Raw genomic sequence first — 19,585 nt, 5'->3', positions numbered from 1 at the left:
GTTACAGCCGCTCAATGGCAACCGCAGTGGCCTCACCGCCACCGATGCAGAGGGAAGCGACACCGCGCTTCAGCCCCTGCTCTTCCAGCGCCGCCAGCAGGGTGACGATGATACGTGCGCCGGAGGCACCGATCGGGTGACCCAGGGCACAGGCGCCGCCGTTGATGTTCACTTTTTCATGATCCAGTCCCATCTCGCGCATGGCCGCCATGGTGACTACGGCAAATGCCTCGTTGATCTCCCACAGGTCCACATCTTGTTTGTTCCACTCCAGCCGCTGCAGCAGATTCTGCATGGCGTAGACCGGGGCGGTGGTGAACCAGCAGGGCTCGCCGGCATAACCGGCATGGCCATGGATCACTGCCCTGGGAGAGAGACCGCGTCGTTCGGCTTCCGAGGCACGCATCAGCACCAGGGCCGCCGCGCCGTCGGAGATGGAACTGGAGTTGGCCGGAGTCACGGTGCCGTCCTTGCGGAAGGCGGGACGCAGGCTGGGTATCTTCTCCGGGCGGGCCTTGCCGGGCTGCTCGTCAATGGCCACCTGGGTATCACCACCGCGCCCCGAAATGGTCACCGGGACTATTTCACGCTCGAAACGGCCCGCCTCGATCGCGGCATTGGCACGACTGAGGGAGGCAATGGCAAACTCATCCTGCTGTTCGCGGCTGAATTTGAAGTGATCGGCACACTGTTCGGCAAAGGTTCCCATCAGTGCACCCCGGTCGAAGTAGGCGTCTTCCAGACCGTCCAGGAACATATGATCCATCACCTTGCCATGGCCCAGGCGATAACCGCCTCGTGCCTTCTCCAGCAGATAGGGGGCGTTACTCATGGATTCCATGCCACCGGCCACCATCACCTGGTTGCTGCCGGCCTTGATCAGGTCATGGGCCAGCATCACGGCCTTCATACCGGAACCGCACACCTTGCTGATACCGGCACAGGGGGTGCTCAGGGGAATACCGGCACCGAGCGCCGCCTGGCGCGTGGGCGCCTGGCCGATACCGGCGGTCAACACGTTACCCATCAGCACCTCCTGGACATCCTCGGGACTGATACCGGCCCGCGAAACCGCTGCGGCGATGGCCGCCGAGCCGAGCTGAGGCGCGGTCAATGCAGCGAGGGCGCCCTGAAAACCGCCCATCGGGGTACGGGCGATATCAACGATGACAATTGGATCACTCATGGAATAACTCCGGTCTGTTCAAATACTCAATTTTGTGTGGGACTCTACCGGTAACAGATGATGGGGTTCGCTTCGCTCACCCCATCCTGCGACTCGCCCCTATACCTGCCGTGTCCAGGCTGCCCGTCAGTACCGGCTAGCGGGTCTCGTTGAACAGCTCCCGACCGATCAGCATGCGACGGATCTCCGACGTACCGGCACCGATCTCGTAGAGCTTGGCATCCCGCAGGAAGCGGCCGGTGGGATACTCATTGATGTAGCCGTTGCCGCCCAGGGTCTGGATCGCCTCCAGGGCCATCCAGGTGGCTTTTTCCGCAGAATAGAGAATGGCACCGGCGGCATCCTTGCGGGTGGTCTCGCCGCGATCGCACGCCTTGCCGACCGCATAGACATAGGCCTTGCAGGCGTTCAGGGTGGTGTACATATCGGCCAGCTTGCCCTGCATCAGCTCAAACTCACCGATGGGGCGACCAAACTGTTCGCGCTCGTGAACGTAAGGCACGACCACGTCCATGCACGCCTGCATGATGCCCAGCGGACCGCCGGAAAGCACGGCGCGCTCGTAATCGAGACCGCTCATCAGCACTTTGACGCCCTGATTGAGGCCACCGAGTATGTTCTCCTCCGGTACTTCCACATCCTCGAACACCAGTTCACCGGTGTTGGAACCGCGCATGCCGAGCTTATCCAGCTTCTGGGCACTTTTGACGCCGAACTCCCGTTCGATGATAAAGGCGGTAATGCCTTTCGCACCGGCACTGGGATCGGTCTTGGCATAGACCACCATCACATGGGCATCCGGGCCATTGGTGATCCACATCTTGTTGCCGTTAAGAATATAGCGATCCCCCCGCTTCTCGGCCTTGAGGCGCATGCCGACCACGTCGGAACCGGCATTCGGCTCGGACATGGCCAGGGCACCAATATGTTCACCGGTAATCAGTTTCGGCAGATATTTCTCTTTCTGTGCCTGATTGCCGTTACGCTTGATCTGGTTAACGCAGAGGTTGGAATGGGCGCCATAACTGAGACCGATAGAGGCGGAGGCGCGGCTGATCTCTTCCATGGCCACCATGTGAGCCAGGTAACCCATTTCACTACCGCCAAATTCTTCGGAAACAGTGATACCCAGCAGCCCCATATCACCCAATTTTTTCCACAGATGGTTGGGGAACTCGTTCTTTTCGTCCGTTTCCGCCGCGATGGGTGCAATTTCGGCGGCGGTAAACTCCTGCACGGAATCACGCAACATCTCTACGGTTTCACCCAGATCAAAATTCAACGAAGGCAGGTGGATCATTCAGATTTCTCCTTAACAGATGCTGCCGCAGGCAGACAGCCTCTCAAAATATACGGCGTGGATACTGTCACCCGTCCGCCAAGAGATGCAGACGCGTGCCAAATGGGGCAACCACACCAAACCGGTAATCATTGGTCAAAACCGAAATCCGCCGGAACTCAACAACCGACGCAAAACATAACTTACGTTTACGTTAACGTCAACTGCAATGTATTTATAATACCTGCTGTTACTCAACTATAGAATGAAGAGGAAAACAGCGTTCAGAAATTCAAACAGCGGCAATTAAGTAGAATGGACAAGAGAGGGATGAAGATGAAAAGGACCGCAGCTGTATGGGGCAAGCCAGCTTTTGTCCACCCACCGGGTATTTAACTCGCTTACCAAGGGGCACGGAAGAGTTAACGGGTATTTATGGGCGATGGTTTCTGAATAACAGTGGCAGGCCAAAAAGGCGCCACTATCAACCATCGCTATCCAGCTCGCTGAGCACATTCAGAGCGCGCTTCTCGACGCTTTCCATCTCGTGCAGCACCGCCTCGATATCCTGACGCTGCTGTTCCAGCATCTCGCGCCGGGCCTTGATTTTATCAATCAGAAAGCGCAACTGGCCGGACTCACCGGGCGAGGTATCGTACAGATCGAACATCTCTTTTACTTCGGAGAGTGGAAAACCGAGCCGCTTGCCCCGCAGCACCAGTTTAAGACGCACCCGATCGCGTTCACGATAGACCCGTCGCCGTCCTTTCCGACTGGGGGAGATCAAACCCTGATCCTCATAGAAGCGGATAGCTCTTGGGGTGACATCGAACTCCTTGGCCAGTTCGGAGATGGTATAGGTGGTGCCTTTCATGGTTTCGACATCGTCAGCCGGATCGTCGTGTAGTTTATCCATTAGCATATTCTATCCCAGTTAACAGTGCTTTTTATAGATCGGTACACCGTGCTGTCCGTCGCCGGCTCCTGTTTACGGTGATGATAATTTCCGGGCAAAACTGACCGCAGTTTGCTTTTATGAGTGCCATACTCAACGGTGACGACGCTGAACGGCAAAACCTGCTGCCTATTGTTATAACCTACGTTTACGTAAACGTCACTATACTTTCTATTCCTAACATGGTCGAGTCGCCCAATTTGCGACCTCCGTCGACCGAGAGCATATCATTGACGTTTACGTTAACGTAAGGTAGCTTTAGTCTGAATACGATCCGAGAGAGTGCCCCGGACCGGACACCCAATCAACAGTAAAACGATATTTATTTTATTTACAGTAAGTTACAGAATTACACCGGAGACATTATGTCGAACGTCCTTCAGGCAAACAATGTGGTCGGCATTGCTCACCAACAGAACAAAATACGCTTTGTAACGGCTGCCAGCCTGTTTGATGGCCATGACGCTTCCATCAACATCATGCGACGTATCCTTCAGGCCCAGGGCGCCGAGGTGATCCATCTGGGGCATAACCGTTCGGTTGCCGAGATAGTCAATGCCGCGCTGCAGGAGGATGTCCAGGGCATCGCCATCAGTTCCTATCAGGGCGGCCATGTCGAATACCTGAAGTACATGGTGGATATGCTGAAGGAGCGCGGCGGTCAGGAGATACGCGTCTTTGCCGGTGGTGGTGGTGTGATTGTGCCGGAAGAGATCAAGGCACTGCACGACTACGGCGTGACCCGCATCTTCTCTCCGGAGGACGGCCAGAAAATGGGCCTGCAGGGAATGATCCAGTTCGCCATGGAACAGAGCGATTTCGATCCCGGCCAGTTCGCCCCCGACAGCCTTGAGCCGGTCATAAAGGGTGATTGGCGGGCACTGTCCCAGATCATCACCCGACTTGAGAACAGCGACAACACCCTTTCGGAACAGGTTTCCGAAGCAGCCCTGACAGTAAAGAAGCAGATCCCGGTACTGGGTATCACCGGTACTGGTGGTTCCGGCAAGTCTTCCCTGACTGACGAGCTGATCCGCCGCTTCCGGCTGGGCCAGCAGGACCAGCTCAAGATCGCCATTATTGCCGTCGATCCGACCCGCCGAAAAACCGGCGGTGCCCTGCTGGGCGACCGTATCCGCATGAACGCCATCGAGCATCCGAATATCTTCTTCCGCTCGGTCGCTACCCGTGACGCCAGTGGTGAGGTGCCGGACTATGTGGCGGATATCGTCAAGGCGTGCAAACTGGCCGATTTTGACTTCATCATTGTCGAGACCCCAGGCATCGGCCAGGGCGATGCCGGCATTGTGCCGCTGGTGGACGCCTCACTTTATGTGATGACTCCGGAGTTCGGCGCCCAGAGCCAGCTGGAAAAGATCGACATGCTGGACTTTGCCGACTTCATTGCCATTAACAAGTTCGACCGCAAGGGAGCGGAGGACGCCTTTCGGGATGTGCGCAAACAGGTACAACGCAACCAGGAGGCGTTCAGCACGCCGGTGGAAGAGATGCCGGTCTACGGCACCATTGCGGCCCGCTTCAACGATGAGGGCGTGACCGCCCTGTATCATGGCCTGCGTGACAAATTGGCGGAACTGGGCATGACCGTCAGCGAGGACAGCCTCCCCCGCGGCGACGAAAAATGCTCCACCGGCAAGCAGGTGATCGTGCCGCCCCAGCGGGCGCGCTATCTGGCGGAGATCGCGGAATCGGTACGTGGCTATAAAAGGACGGTGGCAACCCAGGCACGGATTGCCCGCGAGCGGCAACAACTGAGCGAATCCAAACGCATGCTGGGCGAGGCCGGCAGCATGGTTGCGGACCTGGACCGGCTGATCGCCGAACGTGATGAAGCGCTGGACCAACGGGCGAAAAAGCTGCTGGAGATCTGGCCGCAGGTGAAACAGAGTTACGCCGGCGATGAGTACGTGGTGAAGATCCGCGACAAGGAGATCCGTACCCAGATCACCCGTACCACCCTCTCCGGCACCAAGATCCCCAAGGTGGTACTGCCGAAATACGAGGACCACGGCGAGCTGTTGAAGTGGCTGCTGCTGGAGAACGTACCCGGCACCTTCCCCTACACGGCCGGGGTGTTCGCGTTCAAGCGTGAAGGCGAGGACCCGACCCGCATGTTTGCCGGTGAAGGGGATGCATTCCGCACTAACCGTCGCTTTAAGAAGTTGTCAGAACACTCTGATGCTAAAAGACTTTCTACCGCATTTGACTCGGTCACCCTGTACGGCTGCGATCCTGACGAACGACCCGATATCTATGGCAAGATCGGCAACTCGGGCGTCTCCATCGCCACCCTGGATGACATGAAAGTGCTGTACGACGGGTTCGATCTCTGCAATCCGAGCACCTCGGTATCGATGACGGTGAACGGCCCGGCACCGATGATCCTGGCCATGTTCCTTAACTCCGCCATCGATCAGCAGATCAACAAATTCGAAACCGACAACGGCCGCCAACCCACCGATGAGGAGATCGAGAAGATCCGCGCCTGGACGCTCTCCAATGTACGCGGCACGGTGCAGGCGGATATTCTGAAAGAGGACCAGGGGCAGAACACCTGCATCTTCTCCACCGAATTCGCACTCAAGCTGATGGGCGATATCCAGGAGTACTTCGTGCACCACCAGGTGCGCAATTTCTACTCCGTCTCCATCTCCGGTTACCACATTGCCGAGGCCGGAGCCAACCCGATCTCCCAGCTCGCCTTCACCCTGGCCAACGGCTTCACCTATGTGGAGACCTACCTGGCCCGCGGCATGGACATCGATGAGTTCGCCCCCAACCTGTCGTTCTTCTTCAGCAACGGCATGGACCCGGAGTACACCGTCATGGGCCGGGTGGCGCGGCGCATCTGGGCCACGGCCATGCGCTTCAAGTACGGCGCCAACGAGCGCAGCCAGAAGCTCAAGTACCACATTCAGACCTCCGGCCGCTCACTGCACGCCCAGGAGATGGATTTCAATGATATCCGCACCACCCTGCAGGCGCTGATCGCTATTTATGACAACTGCAACAGCCTGCACACCAACGCCTATGACGAGGCGATCACTACCCCGACCGAGGAGTCGGTACGCCGCGCCCTGGCGATCCAGTTGATTATCAACAATGAGTGGGGCCTGACCAAAAACGAGAACCCGAACCAGGGCGCCTTCATCATCGACGAGCTGACAGAGTTGGTGGAAGAGGCCGTGCTCAGCGAGTTTGAACGCATCTCTGAACGGGGCGGCGTGTTGGGTGCCATGGAGACCGGCTACCAGCGCGGCAAGATCCAGGATGAGTCCCTCCACTACGAACACATGAAGCACGACGGCTCCTTGCCAATCATCGGCGTCAACACCTTCCTCAACCCGAAGGGTAATGAAGAGGTGACGATCGAACTGGCCCGCTCCACTGAAGAGGAGAAGCTGAGCCAGATCAAACGGCTGCGTGAGTTCAATCAACGCCATGCTACGGCGGCCGATACCGCACTGGAGCGGATTCGCAGCGCCGCCATCAACAACGAAAACATCTTCGTTGAGCTGATGAATGCCGTTCGCAGCTGCTCCCTGGGGCAGATATCCAACGCCCTGTATGAGGTGGGCGGGCAATACCGCCGCAATATGTAACCAAATTCATGGGGGATTCCGCCCCCATGTTTATTTACTGGCTACTTCAATAATCAAAGGTAACTTACTGTTTATATTATTTATTAAAAATAACAGATAAGCAGACCATTGCGGTCGGGCAATTGCTTTTGCACTCCGCAGAAAAATCCTTTGTAATATGTAATATATTTCACGTTTACCAGAGGTTGATATGCAAGTTAATTCAGTTGGTGTCATCGGGGCCGGTACCATGGGGAACGGCATCGCTCAGGTCTTTGCCGCCGCAGGATTCAAGGTCATCCTGCATGACATCGCCGACGCTCCACTTCAACGCGGCCTGGATACCATTGAAAAAAATCTCGACCGGATGCTGCAGAAAGAGAAGATCAGTGCAGCGGACAAGTCCGCCACCCTGGCCAATATCAGTGGTGTGACCAGTCTGGATGAACTGGCCGGAGCTGATTTGATTGTGGAAGCGGCCAGTGAAAACCTGGAGATCAAGAGCAAGATCTTCCAGGAGCTGGATCGCATCTGTAAACCCGAGGCGGTACTCGCCACCAACACCTCCTCCATCTCCCTCACCCGAATCGCCCGTGAGACCCAGCGCCCGGAGAAGGTGATCGGCATGCACTTCATGAACCCGGTCCCGGTAATGAAGCTGGTGGAGGTGATCCGCGCCCTGCAGACCAGTGACGAGGTGTACCAGCTGATCGACGACCTGTCGAAAAAGATCGGCAAGGTGCCGGTGGAGGTCAACGACAGCCCGGGTTTTGTCTCCAACCGCATCCTGCTGCCAATGATCAACGAGGCGATCTACACCCTGTACGAGGGCGTGGCCACGGTCGAGGCGATTGACGAGGTGATGAAGCTGGGCATGAACCACCCCATGGGTCCGCTGGCCCTGGCAGACCTGATCGGCCTGGACACCTGCCTCTCCATCATGGAGGTACTGCATGAAGGGATGGGCGATACCAAGTACCGCCCCTGCCCCCTGCTCCGTCGCATGGTGGATGCCGGCTACCTGGGACGCAAGAGCGGCAAGGGTTTCTACGATTACTAATCATCGGGCCACTGATCGCGGCGGGGGCGCCGCTCCTACAGACAGGGTTCACTTGTAGGAGGCCCGCCCCGGGCCGATTACTAACCCGGCTAGCCCGGGTTAGTGCATAAATCGTGGCAACAACCATCGATCAAACAGCCAACAGGCGAGGCCACTATGGAATTTGAAAACATCCTCCTGGAACAGGTTGAAACCGGCATCTACAAGCTGACCGTCAACCGCCCGCGCAGCTTCAATGCGCTCAACAGCGCCACCCTGGATGAAATCTACGCGGCCGGTGAACAGCTCGCTAACACCCCGGACGCCCGGGTGCTGCTGGTCACCGGCGCCGGAGACAAGGCCTTTGTGGCCGGTGCCGACATCGCAGAGATGCGGGACAAGAGCGCCATCGAAGGGCAGGTCTTCTCGCAGAAAGGGATGCGCGCCTTTCGGCGCCTGGAAACCCTGGATATCCCGGTCATCGCCGTGGTCAACGGCTACTGTCTCGGCGGTGGCAATGAACTGGCCATGAGCTGCGACTGGATCATTGCCTCGGAGAAAGCCCAGTTTGGACAACCGGAGGTCAATCTTGGTGTCTCCCCGGGTTTTGGCGGCAGCCAGCGGCTGACCCGGTTGATTGGCCGGGCCAAGGCGATGGAACTGCTGGTTACCGGTCGCCAGATAAAGGCCAATGAAGCTCTGGCCTGGGGCCTGGCGAATCATGTTTACGCCGCCGATGAGTTGATGGAGAAGGCGCTGGAGACGGCCCGACTGATCAACCAGAAAGGACCGGTATCCGTACGCCTGACCAAACAGGCTGTGCAGCGGGGCCAGGACCTGGACCTGGACAACGCCTGCCTGCTGGAGAGCCAGGTGTTCGGCCTCTGCTTCTCCACCGAAGATCAGAAGGAGGGCATGGGTGCCTTCCTGGAGAAACGTGCAGCGCAGTTCAAGGCGCGCTAAACCGGAAGGGGTCGGAGTCGAATGAGAAAAACCACGAGGCTCCGATCTCACCGCTCCGTCAAAATCAACCCCGCCCCCTGCGTTTCGCGTAGGCAGGCAGATCCCGAATCACCGCTCTCGTTCCCATGCTCCGCGTGGGAACGAGGACACCACTCCCGCGGCAAGAAACGGGCTGTCTGGTTTGAGTAACACTCACAGACACCGGTCGCTTTTACAGCTACCCCCCTTGCCTCCCCCGGCAGTCTCCTGTCTAATCCTGCAGTCGGCCCCATCCAAAAGAACAAAATAAACTCATAACAATGCATCAATTCGCATCACGCTGGAAACTGCTCTTTATTCTGGGTGCCATCCTGGTATCCGGCTTCGTCGTGGTGAACTTCGCCAACTATCTGGTCTCCAGCAACTCGATACGCTCCGCACTGATAAACAATGAACTGCCGCTAACCAGCAACAACATCTACTCGGAGATCCAGGCCAGCCTGCTAAGACCGATCTATATCTCGTCACTGATGGCTAATGACACCTTTCTCAAGGACTGGGTGATAGAGGGTGAAACAGACCTCAACAAGATCACCCGTTACCTTACCGAGATACAGAAGAAGTACCAGGTTGCTTCCACTTTTCTGGTTTCTGCCAAGACCCATCGCTATTACCACACCAAGGGAGTACTGAAGAGCGTTTCGCCCCAAGTACCGAAAGACAGCTGGTTCTTCAGCATGGAGTCCCATGAGGGAAACTACCGGGTGGATGTGGATGCCAACGAGGCCAACCGTAACCACTTGACCATCTTCGTCAATCATAAGCTGCACGACTTTGACGGCAATTTTATTGGTGTCACGGGACTGGGACTGGATGTAGTGAATGTGGCAACCATGATAGATCGCTACACCGAGAACTATCAGAGAAGCATCTATTTTGTTGATCGTAAAGGGTTCATCAAGAGCCACACCGATGAATCGATGATCGACACAGTCAATATCCTGAAGCTACCCGGTATTTCTACTGTCGCGGACAAATTGCTGACCGGCGACAGTGGCTTTCTGATCTATGACCGGGCACAGGATACTGTACTGCTCTCCTATCGCTATATACCGGAGCTTGACTGGTTCCTGTTGGTGGAACAGACCGAGGATGTGGCACTGGCACCGCTTCGCAATGCGCTTTTCTTCAATCTGATCATCAGTGCGGCGATTACCCTGCTGGTGCTGCTGATCAGCGGCTTTACCATTCACCACTTTCAGTCCCACCTGGAGTCGATGGCCAAGACAGACAAGCTTACCGGCCTGTTCAACCGGCAATACTTTGACGTGCTGTTCGCCCATGTGATTAATAACGTGGGGCGTCACACCAGCCGTCTATCCCTGGCACTGTTCGATGTCGATAACCTGAAGACGGTCAATGATCAGGAAGGCCACTTGGGAGGCGACCGCCTGTTGCAGTCAGTATCACTGCTGGCGCGGGAACATATCCGCAAAAACGACGTCATCGCCCGCTGGGGTGGCGACGAGTTCGTCATCCTGTTTCAGGACTGTGACGCCAAAACCGCTGCTCAACTGATGGACAGAATACGCCTGCGCATTTTCTCCACCGCCAATCAGGAAGAGGCGCTGGTGCAAAAATCGATCAGCGTTGGTATTGCCGAATTTGAACCCGAAGATACCTGTGAAACCCTGCTTGCTCGAGCGGATACCCAGTTGTACGAGGCGAAACGCAAAGGACGCAACCGCATTGAGGGTTAGATTGCAGGATTAGAATCACCTTCCCCCTTCCAGCCAGCATTCGAACGGGCGTTATCCACTGCCCGAGCTACACTCTCTATACTTCTACCGGTTCCACCGGCTATTAAAGCGTCGAAGATCAGAAAAAAAACCGTCAAGGTAGTATTCGGGAAATTCACCTGTTGACCACCCGAGTTTTTTTAATTAGTGTTGCTCACAAGTTACGTTTACGTAAACGTAATTCTATTTTCAGGTTTGGTGCGTTACCGCGAATATATTTACAAACAATAGCGGCAGCCAGCGATCACCAAGGCTATCCGCATAAGGGAGAAACCGCTCCATGGCATTGAAAGACATACTTGTTCATATCGATGATACGCCGCAGTGCGACAAGCGGGTAAAGATTGCCATCCAGCTGGCCAAGCAGAACAAGGCGGGATTAACCGCACTGTTTGCCCGCGCCGATCCTGGTCTGAAGGGTTTTGAACCGAACATGGCCAAGCGTCACCAGGCCCACGAAGCACTGAGCGAGCAGATCCACGGCAAATACGCGAAACTGGCCGAGAAAGCCGGGGTTGAGCTGGTCTGGATAACTGCCAAGCTGCCGAGCAATCTGGAACAGCTGATGAATCAGGTAATTCAACAGACCCAACAGGCGGATATGATTATTGTCGGCCAATATGATGAAAAGAGCGCTAGTGGCAGTATCCCGGAAGAGATGCCGGAGCACCTGGTGCTGGAGAGCGGAAGGCCGGTGCTGATTATCCCCTACGCAGGTGATTTCAAAACAGTCGGCAAAAAAGCGGTCGTGGCCTGGACCCCAGGCCGCGAGTCGGTTCGCGCGCTGAACGACGCTATCCCATTGATGACAGAGGCAAAAAAGGTCAAGGTTATCGCCATTAACCAGAAGAAAAAGGACAAACGCCCTTCCGGGGTGACGGTTGATCAGGCTGCCGCACACCTTGCCCGTCACGGGATCAAGGTGGAGAGCGATCAATTCTCTACGCGAGGCGTGGATGAAGGTAATCTGATCCTCAACTGCCTCTCGGATGAACGAGCTGACCTGTTGGTAATGGGCGCCTATGGGCATCACCGCCTGCGACAGCTGATCCTGGGTGGAGTTACCCAAAAGATATTCGAGCATATGACCACGCCGGTACTGATGTCGCACTAAACTTCTGGATTTGGGGGATACCACCCTGCGAGTCACTTGTGGGATGCAGCAATGGATTCCACGTAAAGACAGGATCCGTACCGAACGATGGAATAAAAGAGGCACGCCTTATTGACCATTCAAGCGTTTTTAATTAGTGTTGGCTATAATTTACGTTTACGTAAACGGAAATAATTATTTATTGACGTTTACGTAAACCGTCATTAAACAATATAACAATAGAATACGATCCATCACGCTTTTAACGCCTGAATTCGGCGTCAACAGATAACAAATCTCCCGGCGCCCCGACGCCGGACCATTGACAGTGAGAGGAGTTGAGGGAATGTCATTATCCCCAAACCAACCCGACGGGCAGACGAACGCTACCCTTGATACTTTCCCAAAGCTGCTGCTGAACCACGCCCGGGTTCGCGGCAACAAGGTGGCAATGCGTGAAAAGGATCTCGGCATCTGGCAATCATGGACCTGGTCGGAAGTGTCCGATGAAGTCAGGGCGCTGGCCTGTGGCCTGGCGGCGCTGGGGTTCAAGCGCGGCGACAAGCTGGCCATCATCGGTGACAACCGCCCCCGACTCTACTGGGGATTCGCTGCCGTACAGTGCCTTGGGGGCATACCGGTACCGCTGTACCAGGACTCAGTGGCCGATGAGATGGCCTATGTACTGGGGGATGCCGAGGTGCGATTCGCCCTGGTGGAGGACCAGGAACAGACTGACAAGATGCTCGAAATCACCGAGCAGTACCCGGCCCTGGAGGCGGTGATCTATGAAGATCCCAGGGGTTTGCGCGACTACGATCAGGGCTTTTGCACCTACATCGAGACGTTGCAGGCGCGGGGCCGGGAGTTCCACTCCCAGCACCCGGACTACCTGGACCAGGAGATCGCCAAGGGACGCGGCGATGACATCTCGGTAATCCTCTACACCTCGGGCACCACCGGCAAGCCGAAGGGGGTGTGCATGACCCATCACGCCTTCATCGAGGCCGCTCGCGGAAGCGCCGAGTTTGACGGGCTCAATGACAACGACAGCATGCTCGCTTATCTGCCCATGGCCTGGGTGGGCGATCATCTGTTCTCCTACGCCCAGGCGCTGGTAACCGGTTTTACCATCAACTGTCCGGAATCGGCGGAAACGGTAATGACCGACATGCGGGAGATCGGCCCCACCTACTACTTCGCACCGCCCCGGGTGTTCGAGAATCTGCTCACTCAGGTAATGGTTCGCATGCAGGATGCCAGCGCTATCAAGCGCCGCATGTTCGACTACTTTATGGATGTTGCTCGCCGTTGCGGCGCCGAGATACTTTCCGGCAACAAGGAGGTATCCACTCGCGATCGGCTGCTTTACCGGTTGGGTGATTTCTTCGTTTACGGACCACTGCGTAACGTGTTGGGGATGAGCAAGCTGCGCATCGCCTATACCGCGGGTGCCGCCATCGGCCCCGACCTGTTCCGCTTCTACCGCTCACTGGGTATCAATCTCAAGCAGCTATATGGTTCCACCGAAACCTGCGCCTATGTCTGCCTGCAGCCCAACGGTGACGTCAAGTTGGACACCGTGGGCATACCGGCCCCCAAGGTGGAGATCAAAATCGCCGACAACGGCGAGGTACTGGTCAAAGGCCCCATGCTGTTTGCGGAGTATTACAACCGGCCGGAAGACACGGCGGAGACCATGAACGCCGAGGGTTACTTCCTCACCGGCGACGCCGGGTTTCTGGACGAGGACGGTCACTTGAAGATCATCGATCGCGCCAAGGATGTCGGCAAGCTCTCCAGCGGAGCCATTTTTGCCCCGAACTATGTGGAGAACAAGCTCAAGTTCTTCCCCCACATCAAAGAGGCCGTGGCGTTTGGCCATGACCGGAACCAGGTTTGTGCCTTCATCAACATCGACCTGGAGTCGGTGGGTAACTGGGCAGAGCGTCGCGGCCTGCCCTATTCCGGCTACACCGATCTGGCGAGCCGGCCGGAGGTGTACGACCTGATCCTGGAATGCGTCAACCAGGCGAACCGGGACCTGGTCGACGATCCCATGCTGAGCGAATCCCAGGTGCACCGCTTCCTGATCCTGCACAAGGAGTTGGACCCGGATGACGACGAGCTGACCCGCACCCGCAAGGTGCGCCGACGCTTCATCTCGGAGAAATATCACGACCTGGTGGAAGCGCTCTACAGTGATATCGACGAAATCCACACCTCAACCGAGGTGAAGTATGAGGATGGGCGCAGGGGTGTAATCGAGGCTGACTTGCGTATCCGCAATGCTGAGACCCATGTGACCGAACCGCTGAAGAAAGCGAGTTGAGGAGAAACCCGATATGAAAGAACGCGCCATTGGGGAAGTGATCCTCGACCTGAAGAACATCTCGCTCTCCTTCGGGGCAATGCGGGTGCTGAACAACATCAGTTTTGACGTCCGCAAAAGCGAGATCCGCTCCATCATCGGACCCAACGGGGCCGGCAAGAGCTCCATGCTCAATGTGATCAACGGCGTCTATCACCCGCAGGAGGGGGAAATCAGCTTCCGCGGTGAAGTGCGCAAGCAGATGAAGGTGCATGAGGCGGCCGGATTCGGTATCGCCCGCACCTTCCAGAACATCGCCCTGTTCAAGGGCATGAGCACCCTGGACAACATCATGACCGGGCGCAACCTGAAGATGAAATCCAGCATGTTCTCACAGGCCATCTATTGGGGAAAAGCGCAGAAAGAGGAGATCGAACACCGCCGGAAGGTGGAAGAGATTATCGACTTCCTGGAGATCCAGGCCATCCGCAAGACCCCGGTGGGCCGCCTCCCCTACGGCATGCAGAAGCGCGTGGAGTTGGGCCGGGCACTGGCGGCGGAACCGGAAATTCTGTTGCTGGATGAGCCGATGGCCGGCATGAACGTGGAAGAGAAGGAGGATATGTCACGCTTCGTACTCGATATTAACGACGAATTCGGCACCACCATCGTGTTGATCGAGCACGATATGGGCGTGGTGATGGATATTTCCGATCGCGTGGTAGTGCTCGACTATGGCCGTCAACTGGCCGATGGCACACCCGACGTGGTGCGCAACAACCAAGACGTGATTGATGCCTATCTTGGCGTTTCACACTAATTCGGGAGAGAAATAATGCGCCTCGAACGCGATGTCATATACATCATCCTTGCTTCACTCCTCCTGATGGTGGCCATCCCATGGATGGCCGGCACATTGTCAGAGGATATCTTCTTTGAATGGCCCTTCTTCTTTGAAGTCGCCATCGGCGGCCTGCTGTCTGGCGTCATGTATTCCCTGGTGGCCCTTGGCTTCGTGCTCATTTTCAAGGCCTCCGGTGTGTTCAACTTCGCCCAGGGTGCCATGGTGCTGTTCTCCGCCCTGACCCTGGTCGGCTTGAACGAGATGGGGCTGCCGATGTGGCTCTCTGTCATCGTCACCCTGTTGGTGATGCTGGTGCTGGCCATTGCCATCGAGCGGGTGGTGCTGCGCTCCCTGGTGAACCAGGAGCACATCATCCTGTTCATGGCCACCATCGGTATTGCCTACTTTCTTGACGGCTTCGGCCAGACCATTTGGGGTTCTGAAGTAAAAAACCTGGATATCGGCTTTTCCCAGGAGCCCGGATTCTACTTTGACGGTCTGATCCTGATAAATGATTTCGACCTGATCGCGGCGGTTATTGCCGGCATCCTGGTGATTGTGCTGGCCCTGTTCTTTCAGTACACCCGCATTGGACGCGCCCTGCGCGCCGTGGCCGATGACCACCAGGCGGCCCTGAGCGTCGGCATCCCGCTGAAGCATATCTGGGTCATCGTCTGGGCAGTGGCCGGTATTGTGGCGCTGGTCGCCGGCATCATGTGGGGCAGCAAACTGGGGGTCCAATTCTCCCTGGCCCTGATTGCTCTGAAGGCACTGCCGGTGTTGATTCTCGGAGGATTCACCTCGGTGCCGGGGGCCATTATCGGCGGACTGCTGATTGGTGCCGGCGAAAAGCTGGCGGAGGTATTTATCGCGCCTATGATAGGCGGCGGCATCGAGGACTGGTTCGCCTACATGCTGGCGCTGGCCTTCCTGGTATTCCGTCCGCAGGGGCTGTTCGGCGAAAAGATCATCGAGAGGGTGTAACGCATGTTTTACCGTGAAGCTGGAGAGTTCAAGGCATCCTACAAGGCGGATCAGGCGATCCTGCCCATTCGTCAGGATCGCTGGTTCATATGGGCCATTTTGGCCATTGCCTTCCTGGTGATCCCAACAGTATCAAGTGATTACTGGCTGGGCACCATCATGCTGCCGTTCCTGATCCTGGCGCTCGCCGCACTGGGGCTCAATGTCCTGACCGGCTATGCCGGACAGTTAAGTCTCGGTACCGGCGGTTTCATGGCCACCGGCGCCTTTGCCGCCTATAAACTGGCCACCATGTTCCCGGGCATGCATATCCTGCTGGTGTTGCTGTTCTCCGGCACCATCACTGCCGGGGTCGGTATTCTGTTCGGTATTCCATCCCTGCGCATCAAGGGCTTCTATCTGGCGGTGGCCACCCTGGCATCACAGTTTTTCCTGATCTGGATGTTCAACAAGTTTGGCTGGTTTACCAACTACAGTTCATCGGGCGTGATTACGGCTCCCCCCATGGCTGCGATTGGCGATGTGCTGGTTACCGGGGCATACGCCACCGTAACAGCCAAGTATCTGTTCACGTTGAGCATCGTTACGCTCCTTGCCCTGATCACCAAAAACCTGGTGCGCTCCAATATTGGACGTGAATGGATGGCTGTGCGTGATATGGATATCGCCGCGGAGATCATCGGCATCAAAATGCTGCCCACCAAACTGAAGGCTTTCGCCTATAGTTCTTTTTTATGTGGCATTGCCGGCGCACTCTGGGCCTTTGTACATACCGGATCGGTAGAACCACTGGCATTCGATGTCAACCGTTCCTTCCAGATCCTGTTCATGATTATTATCGGTGGTCTCGGCTCAATCATGGGTGCATTTCTCGGCGCTGCCTTTATCGTGCTGCTGCCGATCTTCCTGTCCAATGCGCCCCACTGGTTTGGTCTCGATATTCCGGTGGATCTCATATCACACATCGAAGCGATGGTTTTCGGTGCGTTGATTATCTTTTTCCTGATTGTCGAGCCGCACGGTCTCGCCCGGCTCTGGCAGATTACCAAGGAAAAACTGCGGCTCTGGCCGTTCCCTTATTGATTAAGGGTATTTAGACATGCAAGTTCAACAATCCGCTCAGGATAACTTGTAACTGTTCAGATGGAGGAAACAACGAGTGAAAATTAATAAAGTGAAAACCGGTATTATCGCTGCCGCAGTGGGTATGGCCAGCCTGATATCCACACCAACGGTCATGGCGGCAGATGCCCAGTACATCGGTTCGCTGGTATACCGGACCGGCCCCTATGCACCTGGCGGCATCCCCTGGGCTGATGGCTTTGCCGACTACATCAACCTGCTCAACGAGCGCGATGGCGGTATCAACGGCGTCAAGTTGAACCTGGAAGAGTGTGACACGGCCTATAACACCGACAAGGGTGTGGAGTGTTATGAACGACTTAAAAACAACGGTCCTACCGGTATGCCGGCTGTCATGCCGCTGTCGACCGGCATCACCTATGCCCTGCTCGATCGTGTGGTGGCCGACAAGATTCCACTGATCACCTCCGGTTACGGACGTGCTGATGCCGCTGACGGCACCATCTTCCCCTACGTGTTTGTGCCACCGGCAACCTACTGGGGTGGCGCGGACATTGCCATTAACTACATGGCCAGTGAGGAAGGGGGGTATGACAACCTGAAGGGCAAGAAGATCGCCCTGGTTTATCACGATTCCGCCTATGGCAAGGAGCCAATCAAGACCCTGGAAGCACTGGCCGGAAAACACGGCTTTGAGCTCTCGCTGTTCCCGGTACCGCATCCCGGTCTGGAGCAGAAGGCAACCTGGCTGAAGATCGGTCGTCAACTGCGCCCCGATTATGTACTGATGTATGGCTGGGGTGTGATGAACGCCACCGCCATCAAAGAGGCCGCAGCCGTCAACTTCCCACGTGAAAAGTTTATCGGTATCTGGTGGTCAGGTAACGATGTCGATATGGTGCCGGCCGGCAAGGCCGCTGTGGGTTACAAATCCCTGCAGTTCAACGGCGTAGGTGCCGACTTTGATGTGCACAAGATGATCAAGCAGGTGCTGTACGCTAACGGTAAGGGTTCAGCCGATTCTGAAGCCGGGATTGGTGAAGTGGCTTATAACCGGGGTCTGCAGAGTGCCGTTCTTCTGACTGAGGCCCTGCAGGGCGCCATGAACGAGTTTGGCAACAAGCCGGTAACGGGCGAGCAGGTGCAGTGGGCACTGGATCGTCTCGACATTGATGAAGCACGCCTGAAGGCCATCGGCGCCGAGGGTCTGTTTGACCCTATCAAGCTGAGTTGTGCGGATCATCTGGGTAAGGGTCGCGCCAAGATTACCCAGTGGGATGGTACCCAGTGGAAGGCCATTACCGACTGGATCCAGCCCAACAACGAGATGCTTGACGTCATGTACAAGGAGTCTGCGGCGGCCTACGCCAAAGAGAAAGGCATCACCCCCCGCGCTTGTAACTGATCGCGGTTATCGGTGGACCTGATCCACCGAACGAGGTCCCCGCGGCCTGAATGGCCGCGGGGACATCTCCCAACATACAGAGAATGAACAGGCACAGCATGACTGACAACGCACATGCCTTTTTAGAGGTCAACAACATCGAGGTGATCTATGATCACGTCATTCTGGTGCTGAAGGGTGTCTCCCTGGAGGTACCGAAAGGTGGCATTGTCGCCCTGCTCGGTGCCAACGGTGCAGGTAAGTCCACCACCCTCAAGGCCATCTCCAATCTGCTCGGTGCAGAGCGTGGCGATGTCACCAAGGGCAACATCCTCTACAAGGGTGAGGCGGTTGAAAGCCTGAATCCATCAGACCTGGTGAGACGCGGTGTCGTGCAGGTGATGGAAGGGCGTCACTGTTTTGAACATCTGACCATTGAAGAGAATCTGCTGACCGGCGCCTACACCCGCCGTGATGGTCGCAAGGCGATCGCCCAGAGTCTCGAAATGATCTACGACTATTTTCCCCGACTGCGCGAACGACGCAGCAGTCAGGCCGGTTATACCTCCGGTGGTGAACAGCAGATGTGCGCCATCGGTCGCGCCATGCTGGCACAACCGGAGATGATCCTGCTGGACGAGCCCTCCATGGGCCTGGCTCCTCAGCTGGTCGAAGAGATCTTCGAAATCGTCAAAAAACTGAACCAGAATGAAGGCGTCAGTTTCCTGTTGGCGGAACAGAATACCAACGTCGCACTGCGCTATTCCGACTATGGCTACATCATGGAGAATGGGCGCGTGGTAATGGAAGGCAACGCCAAAGAGCTCAGCGAGAACGAAGACGTCAAGGAGTTCTACCTGGGCATCTCCACCGAGGGACGCAAGAGCTTCCGCGATGTAAAGAACTATCGCCGTCGCAAGCGCTGGCTGTCGTAACCTCTTTTCTGGTGACGACCGTGGGTCGTCACTGATTCCATCAAGGCTGTTTCACGGGTATCTGAGCCAAACAGATGCCGGGCAGCCGGAGGCATCCAGGCGCAAACACAAGGCCTGTTTGAACCGGACTGACTAATCACATCGGATGC

14 protein-coding genes are annotated in these 19,585 nt (G+C 56.4%); 11 read left to right on the top strand and 3 right to left on the bottom strand.

The features are described from left to right. Position 1: 1 nt before the first annotated feature. The 3 genes from ACHZBF_RS07265 to ACHZBF_RS07255 form a co-directional block, all read right to left on the bottom strand. The gene (locus tag ACHZBF_RS07265) at positions 2–1,186 is read right to left on the bottom strand and encodes an acetyl-CoA C-acyltransferase (RefSeq protein WP_029133985.1); all 1,185 of its coding nucleotides are present in this window, start codon (positions 1,184–1,186) and stop codon (positions 2–4) included. Positions 1,187–1,322: 136 nt separating this feature from the next. Then, complete coding sequence (locus ACHZBF_RS07260; protein ID WP_029133986.1) at positions 1,323–2,486, bottom strand: isovaleryl-CoA dehydrogenase; 1,164 nt, start codon at positions 2,484–2,486, stop codon at positions 1,323–1,325. Between the two features lie 463 nt (positions 2,487–2,949). Then, a complete protein-coding gene (locus ACHZBF_RS07255) occupies positions 2,950–3,381 on the bottom strand; it encodes a MerR family transcriptional regulator (protein ID WP_037375503.1) in 432 nt (143 codons plus the stop codon). A 404-nt stretch (positions 3,382–3,785) separates the two neighbouring features. Between ACHZBF_RS07255 and icmF the strand changes: the two genes are divergently transcribed. From icmF to ACHZBF_RS07200, 11 genes are all read left to right on the top strand, one after another. Continuing rightward, positions 3,786–7,043: a fused isobutyryl-CoA mutase/GTPase IcmF gene (icmF, locus tag ACHZBF_RS07250; RefSeq protein ID WP_029133988.1), complete on the top strand. Its 3,258-nt coding sequence runs from the start codon at positions 3,786–3,788 to the stop codon at positions 7,041–7,043. Between the two features lie 190 nt (positions 7,044–7,233). Next, positions 7,234–8,082, top strand: coding sequence for a 3-hydroxybutyryl-CoA dehydrogenase (locus ACHZBF_RS07245; protein WP_029133989.1), 849 nt, complete (start codon positions 7,234–7,236; stop codon positions 8,080–8,082). 156 nt (positions 8,083–8,238) lie between these two features. Beyond that, on the top strand, positions 8,239–9,024 hold the full coding sequence (locus ACHZBF_RS07240) for an enoyl-CoA hydratase-related protein (RefSeq protein WP_321528065.1): 786 nt from the start codon (positions 8,239–8,241) through the stop codon (positions 9,022–9,024). A gap of 299 nt (positions 9,025–9,323) precedes the next feature. Further along, positions 9,324–10,763 (top strand): sensor domain-containing diguanylate cyclase, encoded by a 1,440-nt coding sequence (locus ACHZBF_RS07235; RefSeq protein WP_029133991.1) that lies wholly within the window; start codon positions 9,324–9,326, stop codon positions 10,761–10,763. A gap of 319 nt (positions 10,764–11,082) precedes the next feature. Next, the gene (locus tag ACHZBF_RS07230) at positions 11,083–11,916 is read left to right on the top strand and encodes a universal stress protein (protein WP_321528064.1); all 834 of its coding nucleotides are present in this window, start codon (positions 11,083–11,085) and stop codon (positions 11,914–11,916) included. Between the two features lie 325 nt (positions 11,917–12,241). Further along, positions 12,242–14,227 carry an AMP-dependent synthetase/ligase gene (locus ACHZBF_RS07225; protein WP_029133993.1) on the top strand — a complete coding sequence of 662 codons (1,986 nt, stop codon included), beginning with the start codon at positions 12,242–12,244 and terminating at the stop codon, positions 14,225–14,227. Between the two features lie 13 nt (positions 14,228–14,240). Further along, positions 14,241–15,026 (top strand): ABC transporter ATP-binding protein, encoded by a 786-nt coding sequence (locus ACHZBF_RS07220; protein WP_029133994.1) that lies wholly within the window; start codon positions 14,241–14,243, stop codon positions 15,024–15,026. A 15-nt stretch (positions 15,027–15,041) separates the two neighbouring features. Then, positions 15,042–16,034, top strand: coding sequence for a branched-chain amino acid ABC transporter permease (locus ACHZBF_RS07215; protein ID WP_335340052.1), 993 nt, complete (start codon positions 15,042–15,044; stop codon positions 16,032–16,034). A 3-nt stretch (positions 16,035–16,037) separates the two neighbouring features. After that, the gene (locus ACHZBF_RS07210) at positions 16,038–17,117 is read left to right on the top strand and encodes a branched-chain amino acid ABC transporter permease (RefSeq protein ID WP_029133996.1); all 1,080 of its coding nucleotides are present in this window, start codon (positions 16,038–16,040) and stop codon (positions 17,115–17,117) included. 76 nt (positions 17,118–17,193) lie between these two features. Continuing rightward, the gene (locus tag ACHZBF_RS07205; protein ID WP_321528063.1) at positions 17,194–18,522 is read left to right on the top strand and encodes an ABC transporter substrate-binding protein; all 1,329 of its coding nucleotides are present in this window, start codon (positions 17,194–17,196) and stop codon (positions 18,520–18,522) included. Positions 18,523–18,620: 98 nt separating this feature from the next. After that, the gene (locus ACHZBF_RS07200) at positions 18,621–19,436 is read left to right on the top strand and encodes an ABC transporter ATP-binding protein (RefSeq protein ID WP_029133998.1); all 816 of its coding nucleotides are present in this window, start codon (positions 18,621–18,623) and stop codon (positions 19,434–19,436) included. Positions 19,437–19,585 lie beyond the last annotated feature (149 nt).

It is taken from the genome of Sedimenticola selenatireducens (assembly GCF_963675335.2).
GTDB lineage: Bacteria > Pseudomonadota > Gammaproteobacteria > Chromatiales > Chromatiaceae > Sedimenticola > Sedimenticola selenatireducens.
Note: the sequence above shows the minus strand (reverse complement) of the source record. Positions and strands in the feature narration are given on the sequence as shown.

Bases quoted from the DNA above. Each gene is read 5' to 3' on its own strand.
- ACHZBF_RS07200 (WP_029133998.1), top strand. From the start codon at position 18,621: ATGACTGACAACGCACATGCCTTTTTAGAGGTCAACAACATCGAGGTG.
- ACHZBF_RS07240 (WP_321528065.1), top strand. From the start codon at position 8,239: ATGGAATTTGAAAACATCCTCCTGGAACAGGTTGAAACCGGCATCTAC.
- ACHZBF_RS07260 (WP_029133986.1), bottom strand. From the start codon at position 2,486: ATGATCCACCTGCCTTCGTTGAATTTTGATCTGGGTGAAACCGTAGAG.
- icmF (WP_029133988.1), top strand. From the start codon at position 3,786: ATGTCGAACGTCCTTCAGGCAAACAATGTGGTCGGCATTGCTCACCAA.
- ACHZBF_RS07220 (WP_029133994.1), top strand. From the start codon at position 14,241: ATGAAAGAACGCGCCATTGGGGAAGTGATCCTCGACCTGAAGAACATC.
- ACHZBF_RS07225 (WP_029133993.1), top strand. From the start codon at position 12,242: ATGTCATTATCCCCAAACCAACCCGACGGGCAGACGAACGCTACCCTT.
- ACHZBF_RS07245 (WP_029133989.1), top strand. From the start codon at position 7,234: ATGCAAGTTAATTCAGTTGGTGTCATCGGGGCCGGTACCATGGGGAAC.
- ACHZBF_RS07235 (WP_029133991.1), top strand. From the start codon at position 9,324: ATGCATCAATTCGCATCACGCTGGAAACTGCTCTTTATTCTGGGTGCC.
- ACHZBF_RS07230 (WP_321528064.1), top strand. From the start codon at position 11,083: ATGGCATTGAAAGACATACTTGTTCATATCGATGATACGCCGCAGTGC.
- ACHZBF_RS07215 (WP_335340052.1), top strand. From the start codon at position 15,042: ATGCGCCTCGAACGCGATGTCATATACATCATCCTTGCTTCACTCCTC.
- ACHZBF_RS07210 (WP_029133996.1), top strand. From the start codon at position 16,038: ATGTTTTACCGTGAAGCTGGAGAGTTCAAGGCATCCTACAAGGCGGAT.
- ACHZBF_RS07255 (WP_037375503.1), bottom strand. From the start codon at position 3,381: ATGGATAAACTACACGACGATCCGGCTGACGATGTCGAAACCATGAAA.
- ACHZBF_RS07265 (WP_029133985.1), bottom strand. From the start codon at position 1,186: ATGAGTGATCCAATTGTCATCGTTGATATCGCCCGTACCCCGATGGGC.